This window comes from Paroceanicella profunda (genome assembly GCF_005887635.2).
Taxonomy (GTDB): domain Bacteria; phylum Pseudomonadota; class Alphaproteobacteria; order Rhodobacterales; family Rhodobacteraceae; genus Paroceanicella; species Paroceanicella profunda.
This window is the reverse complement of the sequence record NZ_CP040818.1, coordinates 2892602-2910190: the sequence shown is the minus strand read 5'-3', so window position 1 is coordinate 2910190 and position 17589 is coordinate 2892602. Positions and strand designations below refer to the sequence as shown.

The 17589-nt window shown below is 68.5% G+C and carries 17 protein-coding genes; 7 read left to right on the top strand and 10 right to left on the bottom strand.

What is annotated here, in order from left to right:
* Positions 1-31: 31 nt before the first annotated feature.
* On the top strand, positions 32-1612 hold the full coding sequence (locus tag FDP22_RS13045; protein ID WP_138574264.1) for a bifunctional aminoglycoside phosphotransferase/ATP-binding protein: 1581 nt from the start codon (positions 32-34) through the stop codon (positions 1610-1612).
* Between the two features lie 114 nt (positions 1613-1726).
* On the top strand, positions 1727-1915 hold the full coding sequence (locus FDP22_RS13040; RefSeq protein WP_138574262.1) for a hypothetical protein: 189 nt from the start codon (positions 1727-1729) through the stop codon (positions 1913-1915).
* A gap of 27 nt (positions 1916-1942) precedes the next feature.
* Here FDP22_RS13040 and FDP22_RS13035 read toward each other — a convergent pair whose 3' ends face one another.
* The 5 genes from FDP22_RS13035 to queA all read right to left on the bottom strand — a co-directional run bounded on the left by FDP22_RS13035 (position 1943) and on the right by queA (position 6945).
* Entirely contained in the window at positions 1943-2329 is a 387-nt protein-coding gene (locus FDP22_RS13035; protein WP_138574260.1) for a VOC family protein, read from the bottom strand.
* 48 nt (positions 2330-2377) lie between these two features.
* On the bottom strand, positions 2378-3772 hold the full coding sequence (gene lpdA, locus FDP22_RS13030) for a dihydrolipoyl dehydrogenase (protein ID WP_138574258.1): 1395 nt from the start codon (positions 3770-3772) through the stop codon (positions 2378-2380).
* A gap of 130 nt (positions 3773-3902) precedes the next feature.
* Positions 3903-4478, bottom strand: coding sequence for a DUF924 family protein (locus FDP22_RS13025; RefSeq protein WP_138574256.1), 576 nt, complete (start codon positions 4476-4478; stop codon positions 3903-3905).
* A gap of 75 nt (positions 4479-4553) precedes the next feature.
* Positions 4554-5825 (bottom strand): MFS transporter, encoded by a 1272-nt coding sequence (locus tag FDP22_RS13020; RefSeq protein ID WP_138574254.1) that lies wholly within the window; start codon positions 5823-5825, stop codon positions 4554-4556.
* A 67-nt stretch (positions 5826-5892) separates the two neighbouring features.
* Complete coding sequence (gene queA, locus FDP22_RS13015; protein WP_138574252.1) at positions 5893-6945, bottom strand: tRNA preQ1(34) S-adenosylmethionine ribosyltransferase-isomerase QueA; 1053 nt, start codon at positions 6943-6945, stop codon at positions 5893-5895.
* Positions 6946-7119: 174 nt separating this feature from the next.
* On the opposite strand from queA, the gene FDP22_RS13010 reads away from it, so the two are divergent.
* Positions 7120-7617 (top strand): hypothetical protein, encoded by a 498-nt coding sequence (locus tag FDP22_RS13010; RefSeq protein WP_138574250.1) that lies wholly within the window; start codon positions 7120-7122, stop codon positions 7615-7617.
* Between the two features lie 92 nt (positions 7618-7709).
* Here the strand turns inward: FDP22_RS13010 and FDP22_RS13005 are convergent, their stop codons facing one another.
* The 3 genes from FDP22_RS13005 to FDP22_RS12995 form a co-directional block, all read right to left on the bottom strand.
* Positions 7710-8252 carry a peptidylprolyl isomerase gene (locus tag FDP22_RS13005; RefSeq protein ID WP_170317774.1) on the bottom strand — a complete coding sequence of 181 codons (543 nt, stop codon included), beginning with the start codon at positions 8250-8252 and terminating at the stop codon, positions 7710-7712.
* Positions 8253-8397: 145 nt separating this feature from the next.
* Entirely contained in the window at positions 8398-8895 is a 498-nt protein-coding gene (gene coaD, locus FDP22_RS13000) for a pantetheine-phosphate adenylyltransferase (protein WP_138574248.1), read from the bottom strand.
* A gap of 66 nt (positions 8896-8961) precedes the next feature.
* Positions 8962-9396 (bottom strand): CBS domain-containing protein, encoded by a 435-nt coding sequence (locus FDP22_RS12995; RefSeq protein ID WP_138574246.1) that lies wholly within the window; start codon positions 9394-9396, stop codon positions 8962-8964.
* Positions 9397-9623: 227 nt separating this feature from the next.
* On the opposite strand from FDP22_RS12995, the gene FDP22_RS12990 reads away from it, so the two are divergent.
* Positions 9624-9989, top strand: coding sequence for an RcnB family protein (locus tag FDP22_RS12990; RefSeq protein WP_239031767.1), 366 nt, complete (start codon positions 9624-9626; stop codon positions 9987-9989).
* 177 nt (positions 9990-10166) lie between these two features.
* On the opposite strand, the gene uvrA is transcribed toward FDP22_RS12990, so the two are convergent.
* Positions 10167-13028, bottom strand: a complete 2862-nt coding sequence (gene uvrA, locus FDP22_RS12985) for an excinuclease ABC subunit UvrA (RefSeq protein ID WP_138574244.1) — start codon at positions 13026-13028, stop codon at positions 10167-10169.
* A gap of 227 nt (positions 13029-13255) precedes the next feature.
* On the opposite strand from uvrA, the gene ssb reads away from it, so the two are divergent.
* Positions 13256-13741, top strand: a complete 486-nt coding sequence (gene ssb / locus FDP22_RS12980) for a single-stranded DNA-binding protein (protein ID WP_138574243.1) — start codon at positions 13256-13258, stop codon at positions 13739-13741.
* A 1-nt stretch (position 13742) separates the two neighbouring features.
* Here the strand turns inward: ssb and FDP22_RS12975 are convergent, their stop codons facing one another.
* Positions 13743-14297: a hypothetical protein gene (locus FDP22_RS12975; protein WP_138574241.1), complete on the bottom strand. Its 555-nt coding sequence runs from the start codon at positions 14295-14297 to the stop codon at positions 13743-13745.
* Positions 14298-14435: 138 nt separating this feature from the next.
* On the opposite strand from FDP22_RS12975, the gene gyrA reads away from it, so the two are divergent.
* Together gyrA and FDP22_RS12965 are read left to right on the top strand one after the other, a co-directional pair.
* Positions 14436-17165 carry a DNA gyrase subunit A gene (gene gyrA, locus FDP22_RS12970; protein WP_239031766.1) on the top strand — a complete coding sequence of 910 codons (2730 nt, stop codon included), beginning with the start codon at positions 14436-14438 and terminating at the stop codon, positions 17163-17165.
* Entirely contained in the window at positions 17162-17548 is a 387-nt protein-coding gene (locus tag FDP22_RS12965) for a VOC family protein (protein ID WP_170317692.1), read from the top strand. Before gyrA ends, FDP22_RS12965 begins: the two co-directional genes overlap by 4 nt.
* The last annotated feature ends 41 nt before the right edge of the window (positions 17549-17589 follow it).

Below are 17589 nucleotides of genomic sequence, written 5' to 3'. Positions count from 1 at the left end.
CGCTCAAAGCGCCCCCGAGGACCCTCCCCACATGCCCCTGGCCGATCCCAGCCCGAACGCCGCGCTCTCGCAACGGCGGGCCGTTGCCTTCCTCGCCTCCCCCGCCGCGCATGGCGGCGCGGAGGTGGAGCATATCGAGACGCACCTGTCGCATGTCTTCCTCGCCGGGCAATCGGCCTGGAAGATGAAGAAGGCGCTGTGTGTGGGCTTCGCCGATTTCGACACGCTGGAGAAGCGCCGCCTCAGCTGCGCGGCGGAACTGGCGCTGAACCGGCGCACGGCGCCGGAGCTCTATCTCGGCCTCGCCGCGCTGTGCGACGGGCCGGAGGGCCTGCGCATCGACGGGCCGGGCGCGCCGGTGGAGTATCTGGTTCACATGCGGCGGTTCCCGCAGGAGGACCTGCTCGACCGGGTGGCCACCCGCGGCGCCCTCGACGAGGCGCATGTCCGTGCGCTGGCCGACGAGATCTCCGCCCTGCACCTCTCGGCCCGCCGCATCGCCGCAGCCGACCAGCCGGAGCCGTTCCGCACCACGCTGGCCGAGCTCACCGGGCGGCTGGAGACGGCGGCGCGCGGCCAGCCCGTCGCCGCCGCGGTGGCGCGCTGGACATCGCTGATCACCCCGCGCGCCCCGGCCCTCTGCGCCCGGCTGGAAGCGCGCGCCCGCCACGGCGCGGTGCGCGCCTGCCACGGCGACCTGCATCTGGGCAACATCTGCCTCTACGAGGGCCGCATCCGGCTGTTCGACGGCATCGAGTTCGCGCCCGGCTTCAGCCGGATCGACCTGCTCTACGACATCGCCTTCACGGTGATGGACCTGATCCATCGCGGCGAGGCCGCCCTCGTGCCGCAGCTCATGTCGCGCTACCTTGCCGCCACGCGCGACTACGCGGCGCTCGACCTCATGGCGCCTCTGGTCTCGGTGCGCGCGGCGGTGCGGGCGCTCGTGGCGCTGATGTCGCCCGATGCGGCGCAGGGCGCGGTGACGGCCGGCGCCTTCCTCGACCTCGCCATCGCCGCCTGCGCGCCCCCGCCCGCGCCGCGCCTGCTGGCCGTGAGCGGGCGCTCGGGCACCGGCAAGTCCACGCTCGCCGCCGGGCTGGCGCGCGGGCTGCACGGCGCGGTGATCCTGCGCTCGGACGAGATCCGCAAGCGGATGCTGGGCATGGCGCCCGAGGCCCGGCCCGGCCCGGGGGCCTATGCGCCGGGTGTCTCCGCGCGGGTCTACCGCCGTCTGTTCGCGGATGCGCGCCGCGCCTTGCGGGCCGGCGCCACCGTGGTGCTCGACGCCGCCTTCCTGGAGCCTCAGATGCAGCGGCACGCCGCGGCACTGGCCGGGGCTTGCGCCCTGCCCTTCACCGGCCTGTGGCTGGACGCGGACACCGAAACCCTCTGCCACCGCCTCGCCCGACGCCGCGGTGACGCCTCGGACGCCGATTCCGCCGTGATGCACCGCCAACCACAGGCGGCTCCGCCCCCGGGGTGGCATTGCCTCGACGCAGCCCCGGCCCCCGCCACCGTGCTGGCCCGCGCCCGCCAGGCGCTGGACGCGGCACCCGGGGCCGGGGCGGGAACGGGAACGGGAACGGGATCATGCCATCACAGGACGTGATGCGACGGAGCTCAAACATTCATTTCAATAATGGCCGGGGCGATGCCATATCCCTGTGACCAGATCGGGCCCGACCGAAGAACCGGCCGGGCGATCGTCACAGGAGACAGAGCCATGCATCTCACGATGTCCAGCCCCGTGCGCCCCGCGCGCACCGGCCAGCGCCTCTCCGCCACTGCAATCGCCGTGGCGGTGCTCGTCGCGCTGATCGCCCTTCCCGCCGTGTTCGGGGTCGCCGCGCATACCACCGGCAAGACCCAGGACTGGCGGGGCAACAGCGCCAGCCTCGCGACCCTGCGCTGATCCGCAGCAGCGTGCCCTGCCGGGCCCTCACCCGGCAGGGTTCGCGATCTCGATGAGATTGCCGTCCGGATCCCGGAGATAGACCGACAGGATGGGCCCGCGCGCCCCGGTGCGCGCCACCGGCCCCTCCTCCACCGCCACGCCGTGGCGCTGCAACGCAGCAATCACCCCGGCCACCGGAACCGAGGTGAGGAAGCACAGGTCCGCCGTGCCGGGGCCCGGCCGCGCCGCCTTCGGCTCGAACTCGCGGCCGGCCTGGTGCAGGTTGATCTTCTGGTCACCGAAGCGCAGCGCGCTGCGCCCGGCGCCGAATCGCTCCTCCCGCATGCCCAGAACCTCGGTGTAGAACGCGATGCTGCGCGGGATGTCCGCCACCGTGAGCACCAGGTGATCCAGCGAGTCGAGACGGATCATGGCGCCCTCCGGCCGTGACGGCGCCCCGCCGGAGCGGGGCGCGCGGGATCAGAAGTGGATGCGCTTGCCATAGGCGTCGAGCACCGCCTCATGCATCATCTCCGACAGCGTGGGATGCGGGAAGACCGTCTCCATCAGCTCCGCCTCGGTGGTCTCCAGCGTGCGGCCGATCACGTAGCCCTGGATCAGCTCGGTCACTTCCGCGCCGACCATGTGGGCGCCGAGCAGCTCGCCGGTCTTCGCGTCGAACACGGTCTTCACCAGGCCCTCCGGTTCCCCCAGCGCAATCGCCTTGCCGTTGCCGATGAAGGGCATGCGGCCGACCTTCACCTCATATCCGGCGGCCTTGGCCTTCTCCTCGGTGAGGCCGACGGAGGCGATCTGCGGCTGGCAATAGGTGCAGCCGGCGATGCTCTCGGGCTTCACCGGGTGGGCATGCAGGCCCTTGATCAGCTCGGCCACCATCACGCCCTCGTGGCTGGCCTTGTGCGCCAGCCACGGCGCGCCGGCGATGTCGCCGATCGCCCAGAGCCCCTCCACCCCGGTGCGGCAATGGGCGTCCGTCACCACATGGGTGCGGTCGACCTTCACCCCGAGCGCCTCGAGCCCAAGCCCTTCGGTGTTCCCGACGATGCCGACGGCGGAGATCACGGTGTCGAACTCCTCCGTCTCGGTCTTGCCGCCCTTCTCCATATGGGCGGTGACCTTGCCCTTGGCGCGCTCGAGCGTCTTCACCGTGGTCTTCTCGCGGATCTTCAGGCCGTGCTTCTCGAACTGCTTCTTCGCGATGCCCGCGATCTCGGCGTCCTCCACCGGCAGGATCCGGTCCATCACCTCGACCACGGTCGTGTCCGCGCCGAGGGCGTTGTAGAAGCTGGCGAACTCGATGCCGATGGCACCGGAGCCGATCACCAGCAGCTTCTTCGGCATGCGCGGCGGCTGCAGCGCATGGCGGTAGGTCCAGACCAGATCGCCATCCGCCTCCAGCCCCGGCAGCTCGCGCGCCCGCGCGCCTGTGGCCAGGATGATGTTCGGCGCGGAGAGCTCCTCCTCCCCCGCCTCGGTCTTCACCGTCACCTTGCCCTTGGCGGGGATGGTGGCGGTGCCCATGATCACGGTCACCTTGTTCTTCTTCAGAAGATGGGTGACGCCGGAATTGAGCTGCTTGGCCACGCCGCGCGAACGCTTGATCACCGCGTCGAAGTCGAAGCTGATGCCCTCGGCCTTCAGCCCGTAATCCTTCGCGCGCTGCATGGTGTGGAACACCTCCGCCGAGCGCAGCAGCGCCTTGGTGGGGATGCAGCCCCAGTTGAGGCAGATGCCGCCCAGCAGTTCACGCTCCACCACGGCGGTCTTGAGACCGAGCTGTGCCGCCCGGATCGCAGCCACGTACCCACCGGGACCGGAGCCGATCACGACGACGTCAAAACTCTGCTTGCCCATGCGATGCTTCCTCTCGCCAGATTATGGTTTAGCGTTAAACCATATTTCCGCCGCCAGTGCAAAACTCCGCTCGCATGGCAGCCATGCCCGGGACGGGAGGCCCGGGCGCCCGGGGCCGGACCCGGGAGATTCAGTCCGCAAGCTCCTCCAGAACCTGCGAATAGCCCCCGGAGTCGAGCCAGCGCGCCTCCGCCTCGGAAAGCGGACGGCCCAGGGACTCGTTGCGGGTGGGGAACCGGCCGAACCTGCGGATGATCTCCCGGTGCACCCGCGCGTGCAGCAGGTTGTCGGCGCTGTCCGGGCCGGTGCGCAGGTGGAACATCCGGCAGCAGCGCTCCTGGTCGGAGAGGCATTCGGAATGCATCAGCGGCATGTAGAAGAACTGCCGCGCCTTCTCCTCCACCCGCAGGTCATGGCCCAGCACCAGCGCGCGCTTGGCCAGTTGCAGGGCCTTGCCGTCGGAGGCGAAGGCCTCGGCCTCGCCCCGGAACATGTTGCGCGGGAACTGGTCGAGCAGGAGGAGCAGCGCCAGCGCCGGAGCCGGCTTCAGGATCCAGTCCGCATAGGCGCCGGCCCGCGCCATGCGCCAGTCCTGCCCGAAGCGGTGGCGGATCTCGCGGTCGAGGTCCGGCGTGGAATTGTACCAGCCCTCCTCCCCGACATCATTGAGCCAGAAATCGATGATCTCGGCCGGATCGGCAGTCATGTTTCCCCCTAGCGTGTTTGTCACGGCGCCTTTGGCGACGCCTTGCCTCACGGTTGCGCGCGGCGGGCGGGCCTGTCAAGCCGCCTGCCCGCTCTCCTCCTCATGCGCGGCCTGCGCCAGCTCGGCGCCCATCTCGCTGGCCACCTCATGGGCCACCGGCGAGGCGGTGGGCAGAACCGGGGCGTAGGGCGTGGTGTCCTCGACCGGGGTCGCGGCGCGCTGGGTCATGCGGTAGAGGGCGTAGAGCGCGATGAGCGCCATCAGCAACCCGTTGAAGGCGAAGTAGGTCCAGGCGCCGAGCGTGTCCATCAGCCAGCCCAGCACCGGGGCGCCGCCCACGGCGCCGATGCCGTTCACGAACAGCAGACCGCCGGAGGCCGAGGCCATGTCCTGATGATCGAGATAGTCATTCGTGTGGGCGACCACGAGGCTCCACAGCGGGCTGCCCAGCCCGCCCATCACCGCGCCGGCGATCAGGATCAGCATGAAGGAGGAGCCGGCCCAGATGCCGATCAGCCCGCCGAAGGCCGAGATCGCGCAGGCGTACATGATGAGCTGGCGGCGATCCATCCGGTCCGACAGCCAGCCCAGCGGGTATTGCACCACCAGGGAGCCGGCGTAGATGGCGGAGACGAACATGGTGATCTGCTGCACGCTCAGCCCCTGCGCCGAGCCGTAGACCGCCCCCATCCCGAAGATGGAGGAGAAGAACGAGCCCAGCAGGAACGCGGCCACGATGCCCAGCGGCGAGGCCTTGTAGAGCTGCATCAGCGTCATCGGGCGGGCGGTGTGGAACACCGGCGCCGGGCTCACCGTGAGCAGGATCGGCAGGAAGCTCACCGACACCAGCACCGAGATGATGACGAACAGCACGTAGCCGTCCGCATCGGCGAAGTTCATGATCACCTGCGCCGCGATGATGCCGATGATCTGCACGAAGATGTAGGCCGAGAGCGCCTGGCCCCGGGTCTCGTTCGAGGTCGAATCGTTCAGCCAGCTCTCCACCACCACGTAGACGCCGCAGTAGCAGAACCCCACCGCCACGCGCATCACGAACCAGGCGATCGGGTCCGGGATGGCGGCGTAGAGCACGAAACAGGCCGAGATCAGCGAGGCATAGGCGGCAAACACCCGCACATGCCCCACCTTCGCGATCACCCGCGGCGTGAGCCGGGCGGAGAACAGGTAGCCCAGAAAATAGGCCGACATGATGAAGGACAGCTCCAGCGAGCCGAACCCCTCCAGCGCGCCGCGCACGCCAAGCAGGGTTCCCTGCATGCCATTGCCCAGCATCAGCAACATGAGACCGCCCAGAAGCGGCCAGAGATCTCGCAGGACCTTCAGCACGTCCGCTCTCCTTCAGTGCAGGGCCCCGCGGGGCCGCATTCGGTGTATGGTCGTGGTCGTGGCGCCGTCAGCGATCAGGCAGCAGCAGCGAAGAATCCCCGTAGGAGTAGAATCTGTAGCCGGATGCGATCGCATGTCCATAGATGCGCCGGATTTCTTCCATTCCCATCAACGCGGACACCAGCATCATGAGGGTGGAGCGCGGGAGGTGGAAGTTGGTCATCAGCCCGTCCGCCACGCGGAACACGTGGCCGGGGGTGATGAAGATGTCCGTGTCGCCGCTCCAGGGCGCGATGGCGCCGCCGGCCGCGGCCGTCTCGATCAGCCGCAGCGCGGTGGTGCCCACCGGGATGATGCGCCCGCCGGCCGCCTTCGCGGCGCGGATGTCCGCGGCGGCCTGCCCGGAGACATTGCCCCATTCCGAATGCATCCTGTGCTCGGAGACATCCTCCACCGACACCGGCAGGAAGGTGCCCGCGCCCACGTGCAGCGTGACCCGGGTGGAGAGCACGCCGCGCGCGGCGAGCCGCTCCAGCAGCGCGTCGTCGAAATGCAGCGAGGCGGTGGGCGCGGCCACGGCGCCGTCGCGCTCGGCGAACACGGTCTGGTAATCCGTCCGGTCCTGCTCGTCGGCGGGGCGCCGGGCGGCGATGTAGGGCGGCAGCGGCATCTGCCCGGCCAACGCGATGGCCGCGTCCAGCTCCGGCCCGGCGATGTCGAAACAAAGTGTGACCGAGCCGGCCGCGCCCCGGCTCTCCAGCGTGGCGCCCAGCGTGCCGAAGCGCAGCCGGTCGCCCGCGCGCAGCCGCTTGCCGGGCCGCGCCAAGGCCTCCCAGCGCGCCGCGTCGATGCGGCGGATCAGCGTGGCCTCGATGCGCGCGAGGCCCGGGCCGTCGGCGCTCTCGCGCAGCCGCTCGCCGAACAGCCGCGCCGGGATCACCCGCGTGTCGTTGAACACCAGCATGTCGCCGGGGCGCAGCCAGTCCGGCAGGTCCGCCACCGTCGAATCCGTGATGTCGCGCCCGCGCGCCACCAGCAGGCGCGCGGAGCTGCGCGGCCGGGCCGGGCGCAGGGCGATGTGCTCTTCCGGGAGCTCGAAGTCGAAATCGGCAAGTTTCATGTCGCGCCTGTGCCGGGAATCGGCCGCCCCGTCAACCCGCGGCGGCCCGAATGTTTCAGTCGATCACGCCGGGTCCGCGCCGGCACACAAGCCGGTGCTATTCGTTACAGGTGGCTGTTCAGGCCCGCCCCGCGCACGCACTGTCGCTCCACAGTCATGATGAGGGAGGAACCGATGACAGAGCCTACACGGACAACCGGCAGCCGGCCGGCGGACATGCCGCTGCGCAGCCTCACCACAATGTTCGTGGCCGGGGCGCTCTCGACCGCGGCCTTCGACCTGTACGGCCAGGCGATCAGCCCGATGCTGGGCGGCGCGAATCTCGCGCCCGTGCCGCTGGCCAACAGCGTGATCGAAACCGTCACCGGCGCGCCCTACACGCCGGCCGCGAACCTGCTGCATTACGTGGCCGGGCTGGTCGCCTATCCGCTGGGCTGGATGATCATCGTGCGCCCGCTGTGGCAACGGCTGGCGCCGGCGCTGCACTGGCTGCTGCCGGCGCTGGCCTATGGCGTGGCGCTGTGGGTGTTCGCGCTGTTCATCATGGCGCATCTCATCGCCGGGCTGCCGGCGTTTCTCGGCTTCACCGGCATCACCTGGGTGGCGCTGACCGGGCATGTGCTGTTCGCGCTGGTCACCGCGGCCACAGACCGCGTGCGCGCCCTGCCCTGAGCCCGCGGCCTGCCCCGGGCACATGCGAAAGGGGGCGCGCCCGGCCCGGGCGCGCCCCCTCCCTGTATCCGCTCCGCCCGCGGGCGGCGGTGTCACTCGACGTCGGCGGCAACCTTCACGGAGATCATCTCGTCCGGGTCCGCAGGCGGCTCGCCGCGCACGATCTGGTCCACGAACTCCATGCCGTCCACGACCTTGCCCCAGACGGTGTAATTGCCGTTCAGGAAATGGCCGTCGGCGAACATGATGAAGAACTGCGAGTTGCCGGAGTTCGGGTTCTGCGAGCGGGCCATGCCCACGGTGCCACGATCGAAGGGCACGTTGGAGAACTCCGCCGGCAGGTCCGGCAGGTCCGAGCCGCCGGTGCCGGCGCGCCGAGGATTGTAGCCGTCGGTCTTGTCGCCGAACTCCACGTCACCGGTCTGCGCCATGAAACCGTCGATCACACGGTGGAAGACCACGCCATCATACTGGCCGGCCCGGGCGAGCGCCTTGATCTGCGACACATGCTTGGGAGCCACATCGGGCATCATCTCGATGACCACCTTGCCGGTCTTCAGCTCGATGATCAGGGTATTCTCGGCGTCGCGTTCGCTCACTTGTGGAGCCTCCGTTGTCTGTGCCGTGGAAGGCATGGAATAGGTCAGCAGCACGAAAGCGGAAAACGCCGCCACGAGGGCCTTCAGGGGGTAACGCACGGAATCCGCCTTTCGCTTGCCTGAGTGTTTCGCGGCTCACATACCGCCGCTGAGCCTCCGGGTCAATGCAACCTCAGGTTGCTCAACGCTTTTTCAGTCTCTCGATGAGCTCCCGGGCCACGTCCGGGGAGACGAAAGCCGAGATATCTCCGCCCAACCTCGCGATTTCCTTGACCAGCCGCGAGGCGATGGCCTGGTGGTGCGCGTCCGCCATCAGGAACACGGTTTCCACGTCATCGCTCATCGCCCGGTTCATGCCGACCATCTGGAACTCGTACTCGAAGTCCGACACCGCGCGCAGCCCGCGCACGATCAGGGTCGCCCCCACGTCCCGCGCGCAGTGGATCAGCAGATTCTCGAACGGATGAACCACCACTTCGGTTCCGCTTTCCGCGGCGAAAGGCGCGCATTCGCGCTCCACCATGCTCACCCGCTCCTCGAAGGAGAACAGCGGGCCCTTGTCGCGGTTGATCGCCACGCCGATCACCAGCCGGTCGACGAGCGACATGGCCCGGCGGATGATGTCCAGGTGCCCGAGCGTGATGGGATCGAAGGTTCCCGGGTACAGACCAATGCGCATGTTTCGCTCCCTCGCCGAATGCTCCGGCGAACGCAACAATATTGCGCGGGCGAAATCAAGCGCCGATCAGTAGCCCTTGATCATATCTTCCAGGGCGCTCTTCTCCATGTGGATCTCGGAGAGGCGGGCCTTGACCACGTCGCCGATGGAAATCACCCCCACCATGCAGCCGCCCTCCAGCACAGGCATGTGGCGGAAGCGCCCGGCGGTCATCGCCTCCAGCACGTCCTCGGCGGTGTCCGACAGCGCGCAGCCGCGCACCTGGCGGGTCATCATCTCCTCCACCCGCTTTTCGAGCACGACGGACCCGCTCTGGCCCAGTTCGCGCACAACGTCACGTTCGGAGAGAATGCCGTCCACGGTCTTGCCGTCGCGTGAGACGACAACGGCACCGATGCGCCGTGTCGACAGCAGTTTCACCGCCTCGTCCACGCCTGACCCGGGGGTCACGTAGGCGATGCCGTCGACAGGCTTCTGGCCGAGAATCTGCTGGACGATCATGGTCGGTACCTCCTGTGTGTTATTTTACCGACAGAATGACGCAGCTTTTTCCCGACGGTCAACCAGCCATTCGTCGTGTAACCCTCCGGGCAGCGCCTTGACGGCCGCGCTGTTGCATGCCCGCCGCGGCCCCGATCGCGGATTGCATGCAACGATCGGGCCTCTCGCGGCGTTGCCAAGGAGACCTGTACCCGGATCAGTGTTCCGGTTGTGTTAAGGAGTTGACCATGAACCGCGTCGCCGCACTTTTCCTCAGTGCCGCCCTGCTGGGCGGAGCCACCGCACCGATGGCGCTCGCCGACCCTCACGGCTGCCCGCCGGGCCTCGCGAAGAAGGGCTGCATGCCCCCGGGCCAGGCGAAGAAATACGATCATGACGGCCACCGGGGCCGTGACGACCATGCGCCGCGCTACCGCGTGGGCTACCCGATCCCCAGCGGCGTGGATTACGTGATCATCCGCGACTATGACCGCTACGGCCTGCGCCCGCCGGCACGCGGCGAACGCTACGTGCGCGTGGACAACGAGATCCTCCGCGTGGCCGACACCACCTACAAGGTGCTCGCCGCCGTGCAGGCGCTCAACGGCTTCTGACCCACGGCCCCCGAACGCAAACACCCCCGCCGGCTGCCCGGCGGGGGTGTTTCGTGTGCGAAACGCTCCGGCCGGCGCCGCGCCCGCCCCTGCAGGAGGCTCCGGCACCCGTCCGGCACGGGCCGCGGACCCCGGCGCCCTCGCCCGGCGCTCAGGCCCGCACCCCGGCAGGGGCCGTTACTCCGCCGCCACGCGCCTGCCCTTCAGCATGGGCACGAGGTAGCGCCCGGTATGGCTTGCGGCCACTTCGGCCACCTGCTCCGGCGTTCCGGCGGCCACCACCGTTCCCCCGCCATCGCCGCCCTCCGGGCCGATGTCGACGATCCAGTCCGCGGTCTTGATCACGTCCAGATTGTGCTCGATCACCAGCACCGTGTTGCCCTGGTCCACCAGCTCGTGCAGCACTTCGAGCAGCTTCTTCACATCCTCGAAATGCAGGCCGGTGGTCGGCTCGTCGAGGATGTAGAGCGTGCGGCCGGTGGCCCGTTTCGACAATTCCTTGGAGAGCTTCACCCGCTGCGCCTCACCGCCCGAGAGCGTGGTGGCCTGCTGCCCGATCTTCACATAGCCGAGGCCGACGCGCACCAGCGTGGCCATTTTCTCGCGGATCACCGGGATGGAGGCGAAAAACTCCACGCCATCTTCCACAGTCATGTCAAGGACATCGGAGATGCTCTTGCCCTTGTACTTCACCTCCAGCGTCTCGCGGTTGTAGCGCGCGCCCTTGCAGGTTTCGCAGGTCACGTAGACGTCGGGCAGGAAGTGCATCTCGATCTTGATCACGCCGTCGCCCTGGCAGGCCTCGCAGCGCCCGCCCTTCACGTTGAACGAGAAGCGGCCGGACTTGTAGCCCCGCGCCTTCGCCTCCGGCAGGCCGGCGAACCAGTCGCGGATCGGGGTGAAGGCGCCGGTGTAGGTGGCCGGGTTGGAGCGCGGCGTGCGGCCGATGGGCGACTGGTCGATGTCGATCACCTTGTCGAGATGCTCCAGCCCGCGGATCTCCTCGCAGGGCGCGGGCGTCTGGCGCGCGCCGTTGAGCCGCATGGAGGCGGTCTTGTAGAGCGTCTCGATGGTGAGCGTGGACTTGCCGCCGCCCGACACGCCGGTGATGCAGCAGAAGGTGCCGAGCGGAATCTCCGCCGTCACGTTCTTGAGGTTGTTGCCGGTGGCGCCGATCACCTTGAGATTCTTGCCGTTTCCGCGCCGCCGGTCGCCCGGCACGGGGATGGAGCGGGTGCCGGTGAGGTATTGCCCGGTGATCGAGTCCGGGTTGGCCGCGATCTCCTGCGGCGTGCCGCGCGCGATGATCTGCCCGCCGTGCACGCCGGCGCCGGGGCCGATGTCGAGCACGTAATCGGCCTCGCGGATCGCCTCCTCGTCATGCTCGACCACGATCACCGAATTGCCCTGGTCGCGCAGGTTCTTCAGCGTGGTGAGCAGCCGGTCATTGTCGCGCTGGTGCAGGCCGATGGAGGGCTCGTCGAGCACGTAGAGCACGCCGGTGAGGCCGGAGCCGATCTGGCTGGCGAGGCGGATGCGCTGGCTCTCGCCCCCCGAGAGCGTGCCCGAGTTGCGCGCCATGGTGAGATAGTCCAGCCCGACATTCACAAGGAAACCAAGGCGTTCACGGATTTCCTTGAGAATGGCGCGGGCAATCTCGTTCTTCTGCTTGCTCAGGTGGTTCGGGGCGTCCTCCACCCAGGCCAGCGCCTCGCGGATCGACATCTGCACCACTTCGCCCACGTGCCGGCCGGAGATCTTCACCGCCAGCGCCTCGGGGCGCAGCCGGTAGCCGTGGCACACGCCGCAGGGGCGGTTGTTCTGGTAGCGCTCGAATTCCTCGCGCACCCAGGCGCTGTCGGTCTCGCGGTAGCGCCGCTCCATGTTCGGGATCACGCCCTCGAAGGCCCGGGTGACGGTGTAGACCCGCCCGCCCTCGTCATAGCGGAAGGGGATCTCCTCCTTGCCCGATCCGCGCAGGAACAGCTCCTTCACGGGGTCGGGCAGGTCCCGCCAGGGCGTGCTCTTCCTGAATCCCATGTGCTTGGCGATCGCGTCGATGGTCTGGGTGATGTAGGGGCTCTTGGACTTAGACCAGGGCGCCAGCGCGCCCTTCGACAGGCTCAGGCTCTCGTCCGGCACCACCAGGCGCGCGTCGAAGAACAGCTCCACCCCCAGCCCGTCGCAGGCCGGACAGGCGCCCACCGGCGCGTTGAAGGAGAACAGCCGCGGCTCGATCTCCGGAATGGTGAAGCCGGAAACCGGGCAGGCGAAATTCTCCGAGAAGATGGTGCGCAGCGGCTCCTCCCCCTCCGGGACGGCCGTTTCCAGCACCGCGATGCCGTCGGCGAGGTCCAGCGCGGTGCGCAGGCTGTCGGCCAGCCGCGTCTGCAGCCCCTCGCGCACCACGATGCGGTCCACCACCACGTCGATGTTGTGGCGGAACTTCTTGTCCAGCACCGGCGGCTCGTCCAGGTCATGGAAGGTGCCGTTCACCTTCACGCGCTGGTAGCCCTGCTTGCGCAATTCGGCGAATTCCTTGCGGTATTCGCCCTTGCGGTCGCGCACCACGGGCGCGAGCAGGTAGGCGCGGGTGCCCTCCTCCAGCGCCATGATGCGGTCCACCATCTCCGAGACCTCCTGCGCCTCGATGGGCAGGCCGGTGGCCGGCGAATAGGGCGTTCCGGCGCGCGCGAAAAGCAGGCGCATGTAGTCGTAGATCTCGGTGACGGTGCCGACGGTGGAGCGCGGGTTCTTCGAGGTGGTCTTCTGCTCGATGGAAATGGCGGGCGAGAGGCCGGAAATATGGTCCACGTCCGGCTTCTGCATCATGTCGAGGAACTGCCGGGCATAGGCGGAGAGGCTCTCCACATAGCGCCGCTGGCCCTCGGCATAGATGGTATCGAAGGCGAGCGAGGACTTGCCGGAACCCGAGAGCCCGGTGATCACCACAAGCTGGTCGCGCGGGATGTCCACATCGACGGATTTCAGATTGTGCTCGCGTGCACCGCGAATGGAAATCTGCTTCAGTTCCGCCATGTGACCGGTCCCCTCTGAGCCTGAACGCCCTATCTAATTGCTGCGGGCGCGAATGCGAGTCTTCCATGTTGTAAACAAAACATGAACGTCAGGCAATATGGCGCCGACACCCCCCTGCCGGGCCCTGCGGGACGAAATCACGCGAAAGAGGGCTCCGGGTGTGGCTCCCTCATCGCGGATGTGGTCTAAGCTCGCCCAGACAGGAATCGGATACGCCGGAGGAGATCATGGCAGGCAGCGTCAACAAGGTCATCATCATCGGCAACCTCGGCCGCGACCCGGAAGTGCGCAGTTTCCAGAATGGCGGCAAGGTGGTCAACCTGCGCATCGCCACGTCGGAAACCTGGCGCGACAAGGCGTCGGGCGAGCGGCGCGAGCGCACGGAGTGGCATTCGGTGGCCATTTTCTCCGAGCCGCTGGCGCGGATTGCCGAGCAGTACCTGCGCAAGGGCTCGAAAGTCTATATCGAGGGCCAGCTGGAAACCCGCAAGTGGCAGGACCAGTCCGGCGCCGACCGCTATTCCACCGAGGTGGTGCTGCGCCCGTTCCGGGGCGAGCTGACCCTGCTGGACGGCCGCGGCGAAGGCGGTGGTGGCGGCGGCGGCAGCTATGGCGGAAGCCAGGGCGGCGGCGGCGGGGACTATGGCGGAGGCTACGATTCCGGCCCGTCCGGCGGCGGCGGCGGGGGCCTTGACGACGAGATCCCGTTCTGAGTCACGGCGCCGGCCTCTGCGCGGCCCGACGGCGCTGCGCCGCTCCGGCGGCGACATAGGCCTCGGAGATCTGGCTGAGGTCGAGCATCAGCACGGTGTCGAGCCCCTGCAGCAGCACAAGCTGATCGGGCGCGGCGAGCGCTGTGTCCGGCGCGGTGGCCAGGCGGGCGGCATCGTCCTTCACCTGGCAGACCGCGGCGAACACGTCCGCCAGCTCCATCTCCGCCTCGATCAGCAGTTGCGCCAGGCGCAGCGCCGAGGCGGAGCGGGCGGGGCCGAAGTTCAGCCGCAGGACCATGTCCTGGTGCGCGTCCAGCGCCAGGGTCATCGCGCCGAGCCAGCCCAGGTCCTCCTCCGACGGGTGCGGGCCGGAGACGTGCAGCAGGTATCCCAGCAGGCGGCCGGGATAGAAATCCGGGTGGTGAAGCAGGAAGTCCCGGATGAGGAGGCCGGCCTCCCCCACCGCCTCGAGATCGAACCGCCGCCAGACCGGGGCCCGGAGATCGACTTCAGCCGCTGCCGCGGCGCTTCCGCCTTGAATGAGCCTGAGTGTCATGCCGCGCTCCACGATGTCCCGCACCGAGACTGGGCGAAGAGCGTTACGAAAACGTAGCAATCGCCGGGCGCGGCGTTGCGGTTCATGGGGCGGGTGGCCTATACTCCGTCCACAAGATGTAGAGAAAAGAGCAGAGCTTTGGCCGACGATACCGACACCCCGGAAGACGACCTGCCCCAGCGCCCGGACCATTCCGGCCCGGTGATCTCCGTCGAGCAGGAGATGAAGCGCAGCTATCTCGACTACGCGATGAGCGTGATCGTGAGCCGCGCCATCCCCGATGTGCGCGACGGATTGAAGCCCGTGCACCGGCGCATCCTCTATGCCATGCACGAGACCGGCAACACCCACGAGAAGGGCTACCGCAAGTCGGCCCGCCCGGTGGGCGACGTGATGGGTAAGTATCACCCCCACGGCGACAGCGCGATCTACGACGCTCTCGTGCGCATGGCGCAGGACTTCTCCATGCGGCTGCCGCTGCTCGACGGCCAGGGCAACTTCGGCTCGATGGACGGCGATTCCCCGGCCGCCATGCGCTACACCGAAGTGCGCATGGACAAGCCGGCCGCCTATATCCTCGCGGATATCGAGAAGGACACGGTCGACTTCCAGCCGAACTACGACAACCAGGACCGCGAGCCCTCCGTGCTGCCCGCGCGCTTTCCCAACCTGCTGGTGAACGGCGCCGGCGGCATCGCGGTGGGCATGGCCACCAACATTCCGCCGCACAACCTCGGTGAGGTGATCGACGCCACGCTGGCGCTGATGGAGCGCCCGGATCTCACCTCGCTCGACCTGATGGAATACGTGCCGGCGCCGGACTTTCCCACCGGCGCGCTCATCCTGGGGCGCACCGGGGCGAAGAAGGCCTATACCGAGGGGCGCGGCTCGGTCATCATGCGCTCGAAGACCAGGATCGAGGAGATCCGCAAGGACCGCTTCGCCATCGTGGTCGAGGAGATCCCCTACCAGGTGAACAAGTCGGTGATGATCGAGAAGATCGCCGAGCTGGCCCGGGACAAGCGCATCGAGGGCATCGCCCATGTGCAGGACGAGAGCGACCGTTTCGGCGTGCGCGTCGTCATCGAGCTGAAGCGCGACGCCACGCCGGACGTGGTGCTGAACCAGCTCTACCGCTTCACCCCGCTGCAGACCTCGTTCGGCTGCAACATGCTGGCGCTGAATGGCGGCCGGCCGGAGCAGATGGAGCTCAAGCGCTTCCTCACCGCGTTCATCACCTTCCGCGAGGAAGTGGTGGCCCGGCGCACCGCCTTTGAGCTGCGCCGCGCGCGCGAACGCGCCCATGTGCTGTGCGGCCTCGCCGTGGCGGTGGAGAACGTGGACGAGGTGGTGCAGACCATCCGCTCCTCCCCCGACCCCGCCACCGCCCGCGCCCGGCTGATGGAGCGCCGGTGGCCGGCCGAGCAGATCGCGGGCTACATCGCGCTGATCGACGACCCCACCCACAAGATGAACGAGGACGGCACCTACTTCCTGTCCGACACCCAGGCCCGCGCCATCCTGGAGCTGCGCCTGCAGCGCCTCACCGCGCTCGGCGTGAAGGAAGTGACCGACGAGCTGCAGGAGCTCGCGGCGAAGATCGCCGATTACCTCGCCATCCTGCGCTCGCGCGAGCGGATCATGGAGATCATCTCCAACGAGCTCCTCGAGGTGAAGGAGAAGTTCGCCACCCCCCGCCGCTCCGAGATCGTGGAGTTCGAGGGCGAGATGGAGGACGAGGACCTCATCGAGCGTGAGGACATGGTGGTGACCGTGACCCATGGCGGCTACATCCGCCGCACCCCGCTGGACGAGTACCGGGCCCAGAAGCGTGGCGGCAAGGGCACGCAGGGCATGAACATGAAGGACGAGGATTTCGTCACCACCCTGTTCGTGGCCAACACCCACACGCCGCTCTTGTTCTTCACCACCGACGGCATGGTCTACAAGCTCAAGACCTGGCGCCTGCCCCGCGGCAGCCGCAATTCCCGCGGCAAGGCCATCGTGAACATCCTGCCCATCCAGCCGGGCACCGGCATCGCCGCGATCATGCCGGTGGACCGCGACGAGGCGGACTGGGCGGACCTGCAGATCGTCTTCGCCACCTCGCAGGGCGACGTGCGCCGCAACCAGCTCTCCGACTTCACCAACGTGATGCGCAACGGCAAGATCGCCATGCGCCTGCCCGAAGGGGTGAGCCTGGTGAATGCGCGCATCTGCTCGGAGGAGGATGACATCATGCTCACCACCGCCTTCGGCAAGGCGATCCGCTTCCAGACCACGGAGGTGCGCGTGTTCAAGGGCCGCGATTCCACCGGCGTGCGCGGCGTGCGGCTGGCGGAGGGCGACAAGGTGGTCTCCGCCGCCGTCATCCGGCATTTCGAGGCCTCCTCCGAGGAGCGTCAGGCCTACCTCAAGATGCGCCGCGCCGTGGCCGGCATTCCGGACGAGGAAGCCGAGACCGACAACGAGGACGGCGTGGCCGGGGACATCACGCCGGAGCGCTACGCGGAAATGTCGGCGGCCGAGGAACTGCTGCTCACCCTCACCGAGAAAGGGTCGGGCAAGCTCTCGTCGAGCCATGACTACCCGGTGCGCGGGCGCGGGGGCCAGGGTGTCACCGCGATGGACAAGGCGATGCGCGGCGGCCCGCTGGTCGCCTCCTTCCCGGTGTCGATGGATGACCAGATCATGCTGGTCACCAGCGCCGGCCAGCTCATCCGCTGCCCGGTGGACAACATCTCCTTCCGGTCGCGCTCTGCCGGCGGCGTGCGGGTGTTCAACACCGCCCCGGGCGAGAGGGTCGTCTCCGTCGCCTGGATCGCCGAGACCGGAGACGAGGGCGAGGAGAGCGAGCCCGAGGCGTGAGCCCCGGCCTCGCCACGGTGACCCTCGTGGTGGCCGAGTATGACCCGGCCATCGCGTGGTTTCGCCGCGTGCTCGGCTTCGAGCTGCTCGAGGATACGGATCTGGGCGAGGGCAAGCGCCGGGTGCGGCTCAGCCCCCCGGGCGGCGGCAGCGCGCTGCTGATCGCCCGGGCCACCACGGCCCGCCAGAGCGCGGCCATCGGCACCCAGGCCGGCGGCCGCGTGGCCTTCTTCCTCGAAACCGCGGATTTCGACGCCACCCACGCGCATATGTGCGCCGAGGGAGCCCATTTCGAGGAAAGCCCGCGCAGCGAGCCCTACGGCAAGGTGGCGGTGTTCCGCGACATCTGCGGCAATCTGTGGGACCTGATCGGCCCGGCCTGAGCGCGAAACCGCCTCTGGTCAGTTCCGCCGCGCGCAGGTAA